At 50.4% G+C, this 14,420-nt stretch carries 16 protein-coding genes; 2 read left to right on the forward strand and 14 right to left on the reverse strand.

Annotated features, from left to right (window positions below; all coding sequences use genetic code 11):
• Positions 1-237: 237 nt before the first annotated feature.
• Together ABWW03_RS17515 and ABWW03_RS17520 are read left to right on the forward strand one after the other, a co-directional pair.
• Positions 238-1,044, forward strand: coding sequence for a CsgG/HfaB family protein (locus ABWW03_RS17515; RefSeq protein ID WP_353410532.1), 807 nt, complete (start codon positions 238-240; stop codon positions 1,042-1,044).
• Positions 1,045-1,223: 179 nt separating this feature from the next.
• Complete coding sequence (locus tag ABWW03_RS17520) at positions 1,224-1,667, forward strand: hypothetical protein (RefSeq protein ID WP_353410534.1); 444 nt, start codon at positions 1,224-1,226, stop codon at positions 1,665-1,667.
• A 69-nt stretch (positions 1,668-1,736) separates the two neighbouring features.
• On the opposite strand, the gene ABWW03_RS17525 is transcribed toward ABWW03_RS17520, so the two are convergent.
• From ABWW03_RS17525 to ABWW03_RS17590, 14 genes are read right to left on the reverse strand one after another with little or no spacing between them, the layout of a single operon-like run.
• Positions 1,737-2,960 (reverse strand): beta-ketoacyl-ACP synthase, encoded by a 1,224-nt coding sequence (locus tag ABWW03_RS17525; RefSeq protein WP_353410536.1) that lies wholly within the window; start codon positions 2,958-2,960, stop codon positions 1,737-1,739.
• On the reverse strand, positions 2,960-3,685 hold the full coding sequence (locus tag ABWW03_RS17530) for a 3-ketoacyl-ACP reductase FabG2 (protein WP_353410538.1): 726 nt from the start codon (positions 3,683-3,685) through the stop codon (positions 2,960-2,962). The genes ABWW03_RS17525 and ABWW03_RS17530 overlap by 1 nt, the downstream gene beginning before the upstream one ends.
• Complete coding sequence (locus ABWW03_RS17535; protein WP_353410540.1) at positions 3,682-4,137, reverse strand: ApeP family dehydratase; 456 nt, start codon at positions 4,135-4,137, stop codon at positions 3,682-3,684. Before ABWW03_RS17535 ends, ABWW03_RS17530 begins: the two co-directional genes overlap by 4 nt.
• A 16-nt stretch (positions 4,138-4,153) precedes the next feature.
• A complete protein-coding gene (locus ABWW03_RS17540) occupies positions 4,154-5,338 on the reverse strand; it encodes a beta-ketoacyl-[acyl-carrier-protein] synthase family protein (RefSeq protein ID WP_353410542.1) in 1,185 nt (394 codons plus the stop codon).
• Positions 5,335-5,916, reverse strand: a complete 582-nt coding sequence (locus tag ABWW03_RS17545; protein ID WP_353410544.1) for a DUF3261 domain-containing protein — start codon at positions 5,914-5,916, stop codon at positions 5,335-5,337. Before ABWW03_RS17545 ends, ABWW03_RS17540 begins: the two co-directional genes overlap by 4 nt.
• Positions 5,882-7,120, reverse strand: a complete 1,239-nt coding sequence (locus ABWW03_RS17550; protein WP_353410546.1) for an NAD(P)/FAD-dependent oxidoreductase — start codon at positions 7,118-7,120, stop codon at positions 5,882-5,884. Before ABWW03_RS17550 ends, ABWW03_RS17545 begins: the two co-directional genes overlap by 35 nt.
• Positions 7,117-9,432, reverse strand: a complete 2,316-nt coding sequence (locus ABWW03_RS17555) for an MMPL family transporter (protein ID WP_353410548.1) — start codon at positions 9,430-9,432, stop codon at positions 7,117-7,119. Before ABWW03_RS17555 ends, ABWW03_RS17550 begins: the two co-directional genes overlap by 4 nt.
• Positions 9,419-9,988, reverse strand: a complete 570-nt coding sequence (locus ABWW03_RS17560) for a LolA family protein (RefSeq protein ID WP_353410550.1) — start codon at positions 9,986-9,988, stop codon at positions 9,419-9,421. Before ABWW03_RS17560 ends, ABWW03_RS17555 begins: the two co-directional genes overlap by 14 nt.
• Complete coding sequence (locus ABWW03_RS17565) at positions 9,985-10,392, reverse strand: acyl-CoA thioesterase (protein WP_353410552.1); 408 nt, start codon at positions 10,390-10,392, stop codon at positions 9,985-9,987. Before ABWW03_RS17565 ends, ABWW03_RS17560 begins: the two co-directional genes overlap by 4 nt.
• A 12-nt stretch (positions 10,393-10,404) precedes the next feature.
• Positions 10,405-11,391, reverse strand: coding sequence for a hypothetical protein (locus tag ABWW03_RS17570; protein WP_353410554.1), 987 nt, complete (start codon positions 11,389-11,391; stop codon positions 10,405-10,407).
• Positions 11,384-12,136 carry a glycosyltransferase family 2 protein gene (locus tag ABWW03_RS17575; RefSeq protein WP_353410556.1) on the reverse strand — a complete coding sequence of 251 codons (753 nt, stop codon included), beginning with the start codon at positions 12,134-12,136 and terminating at the stop codon, positions 11,384-11,386. Before ABWW03_RS17575 ends, ABWW03_RS17570 begins: the two co-directional genes overlap by 8 nt.
• Positions 12,129-12,515: a 3-hydroxyacyl-ACP dehydratase FabZ family protein gene (locus tag ABWW03_RS17580; RefSeq protein ID WP_353410558.1), complete on the reverse strand. Its 387-nt coding sequence runs from the start codon at positions 12,513-12,515 to the stop codon at positions 12,129-12,131. Before ABWW03_RS17580 ends, ABWW03_RS17575 begins: the two co-directional genes overlap by 8 nt.
• On the reverse strand, positions 12,512-13,870 hold the full coding sequence (locus ABWW03_RS17585; protein WP_353410560.1) for an AMP-binding protein: 1,359 nt from the start codon (positions 13,868-13,870) through the stop codon (positions 12,512-12,514). Before ABWW03_RS17585 ends, ABWW03_RS17580 begins: the two co-directional genes overlap by 4 nt.
• Complete coding sequence (locus ABWW03_RS17590; protein WP_353410562.1) at positions 13,854-14,420, reverse strand: hypothetical protein; 567 nt, start codon at positions 14,418-14,420, stop codon at positions 13,854-13,856. Before ABWW03_RS17590 ends, ABWW03_RS17585 begins: the two co-directional genes overlap by 17 nt.

Here is a 14,420-nt window from a genome sequence, read left to right on the forward strand (position 1 = left end):
TAACTCGATTGTCGAAATCTTGAAAAACCGGGGCTTTTGCCCCGGTTTTTTTATGCCGGTAATTCGCTGTTATTGAACAAATCTGTGAGTTGTTTATGTTAAGTGGGTTGATCTAAATCTAATTCTGTACCCGTTATTACTAAAAGTAGTTAGCTTATATGGTGTTTTAATAGGGGCTAAATTAGACTCATTGTTTTGGTATCACTTAAATACGGATATGGGGTATAGACATAAATCATGAAAAAGTTACTGACTGCAGCAATCAGCGCAACAGCGCTTACCTTAGCCGCTTGTAATGGCACCACGCCTACCATGGGCAATGCCGGTGGCAACACAGTTTCTGGTGCCGCTGGTGGTGCCAATGCAGAAAACAGAAATACCGCACTGGAAAGCTGCTCGGAGCCTTTGGGGACACTGTCGGTATTTGAAGATCGCACTTTGCCTTGGTGGAATGTTTACGCTTCTCGTTATCCTCAGCTGGGCAGTACCATTCCCGTTATTCGCACCATGATTCAGCAGTCAAACTGCTTTGTCGTTGTTGAGCGGGGGCGCGCAATGCAGGCGATGAACACAGAGCGTGAGTTGATGAACTCAGGTGAAATGCGCTCGGGCAGTAACTTTGGCAAAGGCCAGATGGTGGCTGCAGATTACACCATGAACCCATCGATTCAGTTCTCTGAAAAAGGCACCGGTGGTGTCGGTGGTTTGTTGGGTGGCCTGGTTGGCTCCACCGTTGGCGTCATTGCGGGCGGCTTAAAGAAGAATGAGGCGTCAACTACCTTGCTGTTAATCGACAACCGTTCTGGTGTGCAGATTTCGGCGGCGGTGGGGAATGCCAAGAATTATGATTTCAATTTGTTCGGCGGCTTTTTCGCCGGTGCTGTCGGTGGTGCAGGCGGTTTCACCAATACGCCGGAAGGTAAGATCATCGCTGCTTCATTTGCAGACTCATACAACAATATGGTGAAAGCCTTGCGCAACTACAAAGCGCAAACCGTTAAGGGCGGCCTGGGTAAAGGCGGCAAGCTGAAAGTCGGTCAGTAAAGCTTCACTGACTCGAGTTTGAAAAGCCGGCCTTGAGCCGGCTTTTTTGTGTCTGCTGTTTCCTTTCTCTTGTCCGTTCATTCGTTTGTTGAATCGCCTGATTAATCTGCAGTTAATTTAGAATTCAGAATTGATTTAGCTGGATCTTCCACAATCGTATTTTTAATGGAGGAGTTCTTATGCTAAATCTAAAAAAATCAGGTGCACATATTCTACTCATGGCCTCAGTGATCGGCTTGGCCGCATGCGAATCCAATGGGGTGATTGAAGGCGTGAGTCGTGGTGAGGTCGTGCGAATGGAATATCAACAAGGCTTTTTTGATAACGACGGCAAGCTGACGTTGATCATGCCAAATGGTGAGCGCTTTGAAGGAAAGTTTGTCCAGGGTTCTACGTCTACTGATGGTGACGAAATCCGTATTGGTGAGTCTTCAAATGATGATTCTTGGGTATTGATGGACAGTGAGCAGCGTTCGTCCAGTGCAAAAGCCTTGTTATTGGGAGACAAGGGACGCAGTATGAAGTGCGAATTCCAGTTTTCTTCCGCGCGTGGTGGCATCGACGATGGCGGCATCGGCGAGTGCAAATTATCGGACGGCAAAAAAGTGGAAGTGGTTTTTTAAACGTTGTTTGTCACGAAGCTTCAACGCACCCATCTTTATGAGCTGGGTGCGTTGACTTGAGCCAATCTTTTAGCGACAGCGTTTGAAAATGAGTGACGTGTTGATGCCACCAAAGGCGAAGTTGTTGCTCATCACGTATTCGCAATCAAGGGGGCGAATGTCATTGGTTACATAGTCCAATTGAGCGCACTCCGGGTCAATGCTGTTGAGATTGGCCGTTGGGTGTACCCAGCCTTCGTTCATCATGTTAATGGCCACCCAGGCTTCCAAAGCGCCACAAGCGCCTAGTGTGTGGCCGGTAAAGCTTTTAAAGGCACTGATCGGGGTTTTATGGCCGAAAATTTTTGCGGTGGCGTGGCTTTCGGCGATATCCCCGCGGTCGGTCGCGGTGCCGTGGGCACTGATATACCCAATGCTTTCGGGATTGAGCTGCCCGTCATCCAATGCACGCTGCATGGCATTGGCCATCGTGTCCGAGGAAGGTTGGGTGACGTGGTTGCCATCGGAATTGGTTCCGAAGCCTACGATTTCAGCCAGAATGTTGGCGCCCCTCGCGCAGGCGTGCTCATATTCTTCGAGTATGAGTGTGCAGGCACCTTCACCAATGACCAATCCGTCTCGGTCAACATCGAAAGGCGATGGTGTAAGACCGGGGGTATCGTTTTTGGTACTGGTCGCGTAGAGAGTGTCAAACACAGCGGCCTCGGTTGCACACAGCTCCTCGGCGCCTCCTGCGATCATGATATCTTGTTGGCCGTACTTGATGCTTTCATAAGCGTAACCAATACCCTGGCTGCCCGAGGTGCAGGCACTGGACGTTGTAATCACACGGCCTTTCGCCCCGAAGTAGACGCCAATATTCACCGCTGCGGTATGCGCCATCATTTTGATATAGCTCGTTGCATTGAGCCCGTCGGTGTTGTGATTCAACAGCATATTGCCAAAATCACCGATCGCTTCCGGCGTGCCGGCTGAGGAACCATAGGCGATGCCTGTGCTGCCATCCGTAACTTTGTCGTGGCCCAGCAGCTGAGCTTGTTCCAAGGCGAGCTCACTGGCTCGGGTTGCCATAATGGCGACCCGGCCCATGCTGCGAACATCTTTGCGACTGTAGTGTTTCGGTCTGGTGAAATCGCAGGGGCCGCCGAGTCTTGTGTTGAGCCCGCTGTACTTTTCCCAGTCTTCCATGGTTTGAATACCGGTATTGCCGGACTTCAAATTCTCGGCGACGGTCGCCCAATCATTACCGATGGGGCTGATGCCGGCCATGCCGGTTACGACTACTCGTCTCATTAGACCATGCCTCCGTTCACCGACAAGACTTGGCGGGTGATGTAGGATGCGTCTTCAGACAGCAAGAAGCACACCGCTGCGGCGACTTCTTCAGGTTGCCCCATGCGTTGGGCAGGGATCAGCTTCAAAGCCTCTTCCACCGGGGCCTCACTCACCATGTCGGTTTCGATCAGCCCTGGGGCAACGCAGTTAACCGTGATCTTACGTTTTGCCAACTCAATTGCGAGCGCTTTGGTTGCCCCGATAATGCCGGCTTTTGATGCACTGTAATTGACTTGCCCTCGGTTCCCGGAGAGTCCAGAGACTGACGACAATGTAACAATGCGCCCCGCTTTTCGGCGCCTAACCATCGGCATGATCAGCGGATTAAGGATGTTGTAAAAGGAATCCAGATTGGTGTGAATGACTTCGTCCCACTCATTGTCTGGCATGGCGGGAAAGGCATTATCTCGAGCGATGCCGGCGTTGCAAACGACACCGTAATAAGCGCCGTGTTCTTCCACATCGTGTTCCAAAATCTCTCGACAAGCTTCCCGGTTGGCAACGTCAAAACAGAGTATGCGAACCTGACGCCCCAAGTCTTCGATTTCCTGAGCAACGCTTTGGGCAGCGTCAATGCCGCTTCGACAATGCAGAACAATATCATGGCCTTGTTGGGCCGCTCGTAAAGCGATGGCTTTTCCGATGCCTCGGCTTGATCCAGTGACAAGAACGGTATTGTTCACGCTTCCCCCTTAATCATGTCTTCTAGGGTATTGGGTTGGTAGACGTTGAGGCTGGCCTGCGCGGTGCAGCGGCCGCCGAGGGGGTCCTGACCTGAGAGCTCGCATTGAAACGCACCCAAACCGTTTTCGCCCCAAAGTGATTCCTCAATTTCAATGTGAATAGTGCTGTTCATCGCCAACTGAGTTCCCTGGCTTTTATATTTACGGGTGCCAACCAGAAACCCGAGTTTGACTTCTTCGCCTTTTTGCCGAGCATCAATGCCCGCGTAAGCTGCCACGGCCTGGGCCATATATTCAATACCGACCCAGATCGGCAGATGTCCATTGACCAAAAAAGGATTGCCGGGTTTGACGGTGGCCATGGCTTTTAATCGCTTTTCCTCTGAATGAGTCACCTTGTCGAGAAGACTCATTGTGCCGCGATGGCTGATTAATTGTTCTATCGTGTACATGGTTTTCTACAGTCGTTCAGTACTTGAGTTTTGTCAGAATCAAACTGATGTTGTTGCCACCAAAGGCAAAGGAATTACTCATTACCGTTGTTATTCTGCTGTCTCTTTTCACTGAGCTCAGCCAATTCAAAGTGGGCAGGGCTGGGTCCCATTGTTGATCACCCCATTGGGCCGGCAGTAAATTTTGTTCGAGGCTGAGATAACAAAAACCGGCCTCAAGAGCACCCGCGGCGCCCAGTGTATGTCCGGTCAGCGCTTTGGTTGAACTGCATGGGCAGTGTTCACCCAGTACTCGCGCGGCGGCCAGACTTTCCATCTTATCATTTTGCTCGGTTCCGGTGCCATGCAGATTGAGGTAGTCGATATCGGCTGGGGATTTTTGTGCATCGGTGAGCGCTTTCTCCATCGCGGCAGAGGCGCCCAGACCTTCTGGCTGTGGTGCGGATATGTGGTGAGCATCCGAGCTTTCGCCTGCGCCGGCAAGGGCGACTAAAGTGGGCTCGCGACTCATCAAGAAAAGGCAGGCAGCTTCGCCAATATTGATGCCTTTGCGGTTTTGGCTGAAGGGTTGGCAGATTTCACTGCTTACCGCGCCTAAAGAAGCGAAGCCTTGCTTCGTTAGTTGGCATAAGCTGTCTGCGCCTCCGCAAACAACGGCATCGCATAGGCCTGCATTCAACAGACGTCTGGCGCTTGCCAGTGCTTTCGCGCCAGAGGAGCAAGCGGTAGAAAGGGTATAGCTGGGTCCACCAAGCTGAAAATATTCGGCGATAAACTGCGCCGGGGCACCAATTTCCTGTTGCTGATAATCAAAAGTGTCGGGCCATTCTTCGTGTTCCAGCCTGTGTGATATGGCCGCTTCGGCTTCAGCAATGCCGGATGTGCTGGTCCCGACAATAACGCCAATTCTGTCTTTTCCGAATGTCTCGACCGCGGTGTGGAGCTCGCGCTCCAGCTGTTCCATGGCGCTCAGCAATAGTTGATTGTTGCGAGTTCGGTGAGCCAGCGGAAGGTTTTCCAGATCAGGCAGCAAAGCGTTCACCCGGCCGACTGGAGACTCATCGGCCTGGAGATCTTGATGGTTTTCAATGCCCAGTGGCTTAGGTGTATCCGAAAAGAGCTGTTCAGAAATTTCATCGGCATTCGCACCCAGTGCACAGATCATTCCGGGTCTGGATAGGTAAGTCGCTTGTGTGCTCATAACGGGACTAGCTCATGGGTTTGGATATCAATGACGATGCCGCTCGAGTGATCACTGATCGTTGCACCTTCCAAACGGTGGTGATGATCGCCTTGCTGGTGCGCGCAGTAATTTACCGTAAGAAGCAACGTTTGGCGATAAGTTATGTGGCGCTGACAATCGCTTTCTTTCACTTTCCAGGGTGCAGGATAGTGGGCCCTCAGAGTCTCGATTGGCCATAAGGCTGCTTGCAATTGTCTTAGCATAGTGTCGGCCGGCAGCGTGATTTCTGGCCAGTGTTCGACAGTGCGAAGACCGTTGGTGTCGTGGGTGAGTTGCAGCAGTCGTTGCCCCAGGCTGCTGAGGACATTAACTTCGAGCGTGTCTTTGCGTTTGATAAGAACAAGCAGCAATGCATTGCGTTGCCCCTTGATGGCAGCGGACTGGTTCAACTGAAACGTTGAATCCCAGCTATCCGCCGGCAGTAAGGGAAGTTGGGCATCAGACTGCGGGCGCAAGGGGGCGCAAGCGGTGAGGCTCAAAAGGGCAATCGCAAGCGCTGAATTAAACCGCTTGTCTGCAGGTTTCCACCAATACATTTAAACGTCGCTCACTGTCTTTTACATAAGGGTTGTCGAGATCCCAGGCATAGCCCGCCAGAATAGAACTGATCATGGCGCGAATAGATGGGGATTGGTTGCGTGAAAAAATAACATCCTGAAAACGTCCGTCGTACCAAGCTTCGACAAATGTCCTGAACGTATCGACGCCTCGTTTTAGGGGAATGGCGTATTCACTTTCCCAGCACACGTCTTCACCACGCAATTGCTTGTCGAGAACAGGCACTGCAAGGCTGGCCGATTTCATGGCGATGGTTACTCCGGAGGAAAATACGGGATCGAGAAATTCCCCGGCATTGCCCAGCAAGGCGAAGCCTTCTCCCCAGAGTGTGCTAACGTCGCATGAATAGCCCTGGATCTCCTGAACCTGCGTGTCCCACACGCTATTGGTCAGAAGTGCGTTCAGTGAAGCATCTTCCTGGCAAAGCTGTTTCAATTTTTCTGCTGGGCCGCCTGAGCGTTGGCTGAGAAATTCCGGTGTGGCAACCACACCAACTGAGCAGCGGCCATTGGAAAACGGAATTAGCCAATACCACACATCGCGATGTTGGGGGTGCACAGTAATCAGGATCTTGTTGCGTTCAAGCCCCTCTTGAATGTTATCTTCAATATGGGTAAACAATGATTGTCGAACAGGGAAGCTTGAGGGCGATTCCAAGTCCAAGAAGCGGGGCAGTACTCGGCCAAAACCGCTCGCATCCAGAATAAACTTGGCTTTGGCTGTGTGACTGTCGCCCTGATCGGTCGAGACCAGTAAGGTGGGCTCGTTTCCTGTGTTGACGGCTGTTATTTCATGCCCATAAAACATTCGGGCACCGCATTGTTCAGCTTGCTGGGCCAGAATGTGGTCGAACTTACCTCGTTGTACCTGGAAGGTTGTGCCCCATCCGGGAGAAAATTTTTCCGTAAAATCAAATTCGGTGTATTGATCCCCGAGCCGGAAGGCCGCGCCGTTTTTAAACTGAAAGTTCGCCTCTTCTACGGCAGGTAGCATGCCGCTGGATTCGATAAATGACATGCATTGAGGAAGAAGACTTTCGCCGATCGAAAACCGGGGAAAGTGTTGTTTTTCCAGAACAACAACATCGTATCCCTTTTGACATAACTGCGCGGCGGCGATCGATCCTGACGGGCCTGCGCCAATAATAATGACGTCCGCCTCAAAGTGGTGTTCGTTTTTCATGAAATGCTTTCTCTGCAATGCTGCTTGCTTGACAACAACCAGCTAAAAAACCAATTGAACGTAATGCCGAGTAAAATCGTCAATCCGAAGTGATAGAGTACGGGGGTTTCGCTCAAGCTTAATAAACCGAATGCCAGCATTGTGGTGCCGGCGGATAGGCTGATCGTTTGCCAAGCGTATTCACTGTGCGATGACTCCCTTAAAACAATGCCCATGTCGAGGCCGATACCGAGCACTAAAAGACTGGCCAACACGCTGAAGATATTCAGTGATGCTCCCAGAGCAGACATGAGGCCAAAGGCACAAAGCGTCGACAACAAGGGGACCAGTATAATGGCGAATGCCTGGCGCTTGAATCGCATATGCAAAACCAGTAAAGCCAGGCCGTAGCTCAGGCCAAGCAGTAGGCTAATCTCCTGGCGATATTCCTGCATAAGATTGGAGATGTCCGATACCTTGTCGACGTAGCGAATGCTGTCTGAATTGAGAGCTTGAAGGGCGCTGGCGTCAATAGGTTGTGCCAGTAGAGCGATGGCAGCCTTGTTGGATGATGTGTCCTGCACCCAAAGGTGAGACATGGATTGTGCCGTAGCGGATTGTGACCACTGCTTCCAGTTGAGCTGTACGTCTTCATTTTCGAGGAAGAGCGCCATGCTTTGTGTTGCGGCTTCGCTCGGGATGCCCAATTTGTCGAAATATGAGGTCAGGTTAGCTTCATTGAAAATGCGTTCCTCGAGAAACACTCGCGTCAAAGCCTGCTGGTGATTTGAGGGAATGTGTTGGCTTAGTAGTTGTATTCCGCCCAACTGGCCATTGTCGATAAGTTCCTCGGCTCGTCGCTGAACGGTTTCCTGTTCTTCCAATATCGATTGCCAGCTTTCGCCTTGGAATATTAGGTAACGACTGCTGTCGAAACCGCCGATCAGTGTCTGACTCAATTTTTCATTGTGGAGTAACTGCTCCGGGGAATTGTTCAGAAGGCGAACGTCGTCTTCAAATTCCCAGGGTGTCACCATGGCGCCAAGTAACAACAGTACACCGACGGTAGACAGAGTGATCGGCAGGGCTGGTCGACTTGATTGCTTTACGCTTTGAAAAAAACCTAGCGCGGTTCGTGAGGGAATCGGAGAGAACAGCGGATAAATCGCCAATACGGTCAAACAAGAAACCGCCAGTCCGGCAGCGGAAAAGACACCCATCTGCTGGAGTCCCGGAAATGGAGTAAGCGTAAGCGCCAGATACGCTAACACAGAAGAACTTAGTGCGAGCAGCAGCGCCGGTCGTATTCGCTGCAATAATGCCTCGCTGTTCTTTTGTTGGCTGCTGAAATAATGGAAGGAATAGTCGATGGACACACCGATTAAACTGGCGCCGAAGGCCAGAGTGATTAGATGAATGTCGTCAAAAATCAACAGGCATGTCGCCAGGGCGCCAAGAAACCCAAAGGCTATTGCTCCAATGCTGAGGCAAATTGGTTTTCCAGAACGAAAGGCCAGGAGCAGTAACACGACGGCTCCGAGCATTGATCCCAAACCAATAGTGGATATTTCGGTCTGTGCTTGCTGGCTTGCGTGATACGCATGAAAGAGCAAGCCAGAGTGAATAATGGTGATGTCGGGGTTTTGGGCGCTGGCCCGTTGTTGAGCGCTTAGCAGCGCTTTCATGACCTTTGCCTGGTAGCTCTGGGTAAATGGCGATTGTTGAAGCTGAAGCAGGATCACTCGGTAATTCTGGTCCCCGTTGCGGGCGATAAAACCATGGCTGTCGATTCGTAAATTGCTCGACATTTCTAACAGTGAAAGCCAATTTTGAAACGTCAGCACCGGGTCTTCAAGAATGTTGCTGCCCTGTGAAAAGTTGAATAGCCCGCTTCGCTGAACAATGGCTTGCTCGAGAAATGCGTCGCGGTCCTGTTGTATTGCCCGCCTGTCGTCTGCGCTGAGCAGTTGATAGCGATAAGGCTTATAGAAGGTCGCACGCTCTTGCAAGAGTTCAATGCCAGAGCCATCCTCGACCCTGTGAAACAGGGCGCTGTCTACCAATTCTTCTTTGATGAGTGTTCGACTTTCTAATGTTTTGGTTGGGTCGTCCGCTTCAGGAAGAATAAGTATGGCCCGTTGGGACAAGCTTTCATTGAGCTTGTTTTCAGCCGCTTGGACAGTGGGGTTGAAGTCATCCAAGGGCAACAACTTGAGAACATTTGTCTCAAAGTGGTTCCCCTGTTGAATATGGAATCCGACAATCCAGGCGCTGGCAGCGATTACGACCAGCCAGGATACCAATAACAGTTGTTGGCGTTTACTTGTTTTCATCCGAAAACCAAATGCGAGTTTGATCGTTGTTGCTCTTGGTGAACTCAAAGCGTCGAATTTTTACGTCACCATACACGCGAGCAGACAAAATAGCGGCTTTCAGCGCATCTTGTTTAGGATGCATTTGAACTTCCCACTGTTCGCCGTGCTGGATAAGTTGTAACTCAAAGTTCTCTGATAGGGCTTGCCAGTCATGCTCGAACAAGCTCAGAAACAATTGGTTGATTGTTCGAAGAATGGGTTGTTGTTCGGCGCGAACCGAAAAACTCTTTTCACCAGCTATGTATTGTTCAACCTTGTTCTCGGTGAGTACGAGCATGCTTTCGACAGGCTTGAGGTTTTTCCAGCTCAATATTCCGGCCGAGAACTCATACTGGCCGCTGGACTTGATGGGGAAGGGAATGCCCTGCAATTGGTTTTCCTGACGGAACTGGCCTTGCGGCGACATTTCAATTCCCGAAAGTTGCTGTTGCAACTTGGTTTGAATATCGTCACTGCAGACGGTGCCGCTTAAGAAGAACACTCCTGTCAGTAGGCTCGTGAGCAGCATTTTCATGATTGCGCTTCCACTTTATCGATCAACAACTGAGGGGATGCATACAGCATTTCCCCATTGCGGATGTCTACGGCGACCTGAACAGTATAGGCTTTGGTTAATCGCTCCCCGCTGTCCAGATCTCGGATAACATAGTTAATCTTCAGACGGTGTTCCCACTCAACCAGAGTTGCACTGACGCAGATTTTTTGCTGGAATCTGGCAGGTTTTGCATAGCGAACTCTCAAGTCAATTACAGGCCAGGCATAACCGGAGTCCTGCATTTGCATATAATTATAATCTAGGGCATCCAGGAGCTCACATCGGGCGATTTCAAAGTACTTGATGTAGTGGCCGTGCCAGCTGACGCCCATGAGATCCACGTCGTGAAACGGTACGTCAATAATTGTGTCAACACTGATCATAATGGTCTCTTCTTACGAATCCGTTTGCCTGGACGTCGGCAGAATGTGTTCTTGTGCTTTATGGGGGTTTCGGTGTGCCTGTGCTTTCCAAAGAGAGTAGAAGTTATACCACTGCAGCGGAAATTGTTTGCAAAAACTGGCCAGCCTGTCTGCAAACGATTGGCTGTACTGATTCAAGGCCGATTGCTTATCTTTCCTGGGCAGCACAATTTTCTCGGAAAACTCATCCAGAAAAATTTCATAACGGTAATCCGGTCGCTGGCTGCGGAAACAGAAGAGGGTAAAGACCGGACATTTCAACAGAGAGGCGAGTATCATTGGTCCATTCGGAAAATCCGCTTCCCGACCAAGGAAATTCACGACCGAGCTGTTCTTATCTCCCGAGGGTGGGGTTCGGTCTCCGGTGAGGACAATAAACTCGCCTTGCTGAACCTTTTCATTCAGCATCATAGCGGTGGCGGGGTTAATGCTATTCACCTGAATAATGCTGAGTTGTTCACTGCCGAGTTGTTTCAGGATCTTATTAAAATTTTCCGCGTGGGAAGTGTGCATCAACACATTGATGCGGGTGTTTTTCTGCTGTAAAGACAGTGCTCGGCAGATTTCCAGATTCCCCAAGTGGGAGCCGATGAGTATGCCGCCTTGCCCTTTTTCACAACAAGATAGGAATGCATCGCGGGGGTGAAACAATATATCGTCCAGTGAAATGTCACCTTGCCAAACCGCGAGCTTGTCCAGCAGGCTTTCACCAAACTCCAGGAAATGTTTAAAGCTAAGCCATTTGCTGGGTTCTAGGGCGGCGTGCTGTTTATTAAGTTGCTCCAGATATTCCAGTGAAGCTGCTCTGGCTTCATGACGTCTTGCATAAAAATACAAGATCACTGGGTAGAGCACTAACTTAAAGGGCAGGCGGCCAAAGTATTTGTACACAAAGAACATAAAACGAATGCCGCTCAGGGCGCCCGCTTCTTTCAATTCGGACCAATGTTGGTTATCCATTGGATGACTCACCTCTGAAGCGCTGGAACAATCGCGTGGGGAGTTGGGTCAGCATGCCGAAAAACAACTTGGCGTGCATTTTACTGATCAGCCAATTATCCTCCAGACCCCGAAAATGAGATACCCCGTCAAGAGGGTAGTCCACTTGGGTTTCTATATGCTGTATGTCGGGATGGGCCCAATGCCAGCGCACCATAAACTCAGGATCGAAATCCATACGGTTTCCCATGTGGCTCCGGTTGATCAATGCATGGGCTCTAGCAAGCGGATAGACTCGGAATCCACACATGGAATCTTTAATATCCAGAGACAAGGTGTTAATCCATATCCAAACGTGGGTGAGGTAACGTGCATAGAAACGCACTTTAGGAACAGACTCGTCATATCGGGGTAAGCCGGATATCAGCGTGTCGGGTTTGTCTCTGGCGGCGTTGAGAAAGACAGGAATGTCCTGTGGATTGTGTTGCCCATCAGCGTCAATCTGCAAGGCATGGGTATAGGATGCATTGAATGCTGCGATTAAGCCTGCTTTTACAGCCCCCCCTTTGCCAAGGTTGGTCGGTAATGTAACGAGGTGAGTGTTGTTGTGTTGTTCGGAGAGTTGTTGCAGAACCTCCGCGCAATGTGTATCTGAGCCATCATCGACGAGAATAATGTCGAGGCCCTGGGCAAGCACGGCGGCTACCGTGTCGCTGATCGTATCCGGATGGTTGTAAACAGGAATGACCGCACAGGGTTTAAACATCGCTCATCGCCTTATTGGGCGTGTCGGCAAATACCAGCCGGCCCGATGAGAATTGTTGTTCGTCATTGCGGTATTGAAAATAGAGTTTCTGTTTGTCAGCCTTGTACTCAAGGGTCAGCTCAACCTGTTCTCCTGGACGAATCAGTTGCTGAAATTTGACGGCTTCGAGATGGGAAAAAAACGCTTCGTCCGGGATGGTTGTGCCCAGATATTGTCTGGAAAAGTGCTCCGCCCAAAATATCTGAGTGACCCCCGGGAGGATAGCGTGCTCCGGGAAATGTCCGTCGAAGTGGGCGAGCTCGCTTGAAATATCCAAATGCAAACTTACGCTGTTCGATTCCGATGTGCTGTTCAGAATGGTTGGGAAAAGCGTGTTCATGGGTTTGGATCCTTTCGGTGGAAAAGTTGTAGCAGTGCGCTCATGCGTACTTTCCCTTGACTGTCTTCTGGCAAGCGCTCAACGAAACGCCACTTCTTCGGAACGGTTGGTAGAGCAAATTCCTCAAGCAGGGCATGTTTGAGGCGTTGTGTCAGTGTTTTGCGGGTATGGGTATCTGGTAGGGAGCTTGCATTGAGTTCCACCACCGCGCCCAGGCCGCCTGTTTCATTAATACCGAGTACTCTGGCTCGACGAATGTCGGCTTGACGCTCGATGCGAGCTTCCATGGCTGTGAGAGATACTCGAACGCCTTCAACCTTGGCGATTCTGTCAATTCTTCCGATGAGTTCAAATCGGCCATCGTCGATACGCTGTATTTTATCATTGCCGCGTTGCCAATCGGTATCGAAGCAATGTGGGCTTTTAATGTTCAAGCGTTGCTTGTCGTCTTTGATTTGAATGTTCGGCAGTGTTGTCCAGTAGGGCTGTTGAGCCTGGTTTCGCCAGGCGATCGCTCCGGTTTCAGAGCTGCCATAAATCTCGATAACGTCTGACTGAAAATACTGACGTGTTGTATCGCTGTCGGGTTTCGCTAGTGGCGCCGTAGAAGAAAAGACTAATTGGGTCGAATCTCGTACAGACTGCTCCTCAATATTGGGGGGTAATCGGCTTAAGTGGCTGGGTGTGCTGATTAAAATGGTTTCCGGGTGGTGCCGGTAAATACTGGGCAATTCTTCTATGTAGTGTGTTCGCTGACAGGGGAAAGGTCGTCGATAAAGCAGTGGCCACAGTAAGGCAAATGTAAAACCATAGAGGTGCTGGTGGCTTACCGTGCTGGCGATGGCGCAGTTATTGAGCTGCTGGCCGAACTGCAACTCCAGCGTGGCGGCTTCGGCATTGAGCTGTCGTAAACTCACGGGAACCTCGCTGGGTTCTCCGCTGCTTCCCGATGTAAAGATGACCATGGATATGGCGTCATTGTCGATTGGTTCGACTGGTCTAGATACTTGGGGTTCTGGTGCTTCGCAAAAGGGTGATGATAGCCTTGGAAAATCACCGATAAAGCCGAGCACTTTATCGTTCAACCGTTGGCAGTTTGCTGGCAGATTGTCTCCGGGGAGATACACCGTATTGCCAAGTTGCCACAGCGCCATGAGCTGACAGACAAAACGAAAGGCATCGTCGTCATATAATGCCCAGGAGCCTTTGGGGTATTGAGAGAATCGCTGGATATAGCCATTGCAAGCGGAGGTAAAATCACCCCAGTACAGGTGTTCAGACCCTCGGTACGCGACAAGCTCGTCTCCCGCTCTCGGAGTATTCAGTAGCCCGTTTAACTCAGCTGCGGCTTTCATGTTCGTGTTTTGATCGATAGTAATTACGGTACAAACGCTCGACAATAAAAATCAAACCGATGATCAAATAGGCAATGCCGCCATTATAAAGTGCCCAGTGTTCATCGCTGGCAAAGAGTGCCAGTGCCCCTGCGACGGTGGCGTTGATGGCGAAAAATGCCAGCCATACGATGGTCACCATGCGAGTGTAATGAATGGCGTAATCGGGTAGCTCCGGTTCGCTCAGTCTGGCAAGGCGCTCGATGATTGGGGGTGGGTTGATCAGGCTCCAGCCAAATAGGCCGAGCATACCCAGATTGATCATCACCGGGTAAAATTTGAGTCCAAGGCTGTTATTACTTAACCAGGAGAATAGGGCTAGAAATAAGCAGCTGACAACCCAGATGAGACTTTTTTTGTCGCCGTTTAAATAACTGTAGCTGTGCATCGCTGCTATAAGGAGCATCAAGACAATTAAGCTGTGCACGCCAAATTCCCTGAGCCCATAAAACACCAAAATTGGGTAGCTTATGCTCAGGATAATCAGCAGAAATTTATTCAGCTTGCTCAA

Source organism: Pseudoteredinibacter isoporae (genome assembly GCF_040372805.1).
GTDB classification, from domain to species: Bacteria; Pseudomonadota; Gammaproteobacteria; order Pseudomonadales; family Cellvibrionaceae; genus Pseudoteredinibacter; species Pseudoteredinibacter isoporae_A.

Coding starts and splice junctions, on each gene's coding strand:
- ABWW03_RS17585 (WP_353410560.1), bottom strand. CDS start 13,870: ATGAAAGCCGCAGCTGAGTTAAACGGGCTACTGAATACTCCGAGAGCG.
- ABWW03_RS17575 (WP_353410556.1), bottom strand. CDS start 12,136: ATGTTTAAACCCTGTGCGGTCATTCCTGTTTACAACCATCCGGATACG.
- ABWW03_RS17540 (WP_353410542.1), bottom strand. CDS start 5,338: ATGAGCACACAAGCGACTTACCTATCCAGACCCGGAATGATCTGTGCA.
- ABWW03_RS17545 (WP_353410544.1), bottom strand. CDS start 5,916: ATGTATTGGTGGAAACCTGCAGACAAGCGGTTTAATTCAGCGCTTGCG.
- ABWW03_RS17535 (WP_353410540.1), bottom strand. CDS start 4,137: ATGTACACGATAGAACAATTAATCAGCCATCGCGGCACAATGAGTCTT.
- ABWW03_RS17550 (WP_353410546.1), bottom strand. CDS start 7,120: ATGAAAAACGAACACCACTTTGAGGCGGACGTCATTATTATTGGCGCA.
- ABWW03_RS17555 (WP_353410548.1), bottom strand. CDS start 9,432: ATGAAAACAAGTAAACGCCAACAACTGTTATTGGTATCCTGGCTGGTC.
- ABWW03_RS17515 (WP_353410532.1), top strand. CDS start 238: ATGAAAAAGTTACTGACTGCAGCAATCAGCGCAACAGCGCTTACCTTA.
- ABWW03_RS17565 (WP_353410552.1), bottom strand. CDS start 10,392: ATGATCAGTGTTGACACAATTATTGACGTACCGTTTCACGACGTGGAT.
- ABWW03_RS17570 (WP_353410554.1), bottom strand. CDS start 11,391: ATGGATAACCAACATTGGTCCGAATTGAAAGAAGCGGGCGCCCTGAGC.
- ABWW03_RS17525 (WP_353410536.1), bottom strand. CDS start 2,960: ATGAGACGAGTAGTCGTAACCGGCATGGCCGGCATCAGCCCCATCGGT.
- ABWW03_RS17580 (WP_353410558.1), bottom strand. CDS start 12,515: ATGAACACGCTTTTCCCAACCATTCTGAACAGCACATCGGAATCGAAC.
- ABWW03_RS17520 (WP_353410534.1), top strand. CDS start 1,224: ATGCTAAATCTAAAAAAATCAGGTGCACATATTCTACTCATGGCCTCA.
- ABWW03_RS17560 (WP_353410550.1), bottom strand. CDS start 9,988: ATGAAAATGCTGCTCACGAGCCTACTGACAGGAGTGTTCTTCTTAAGC.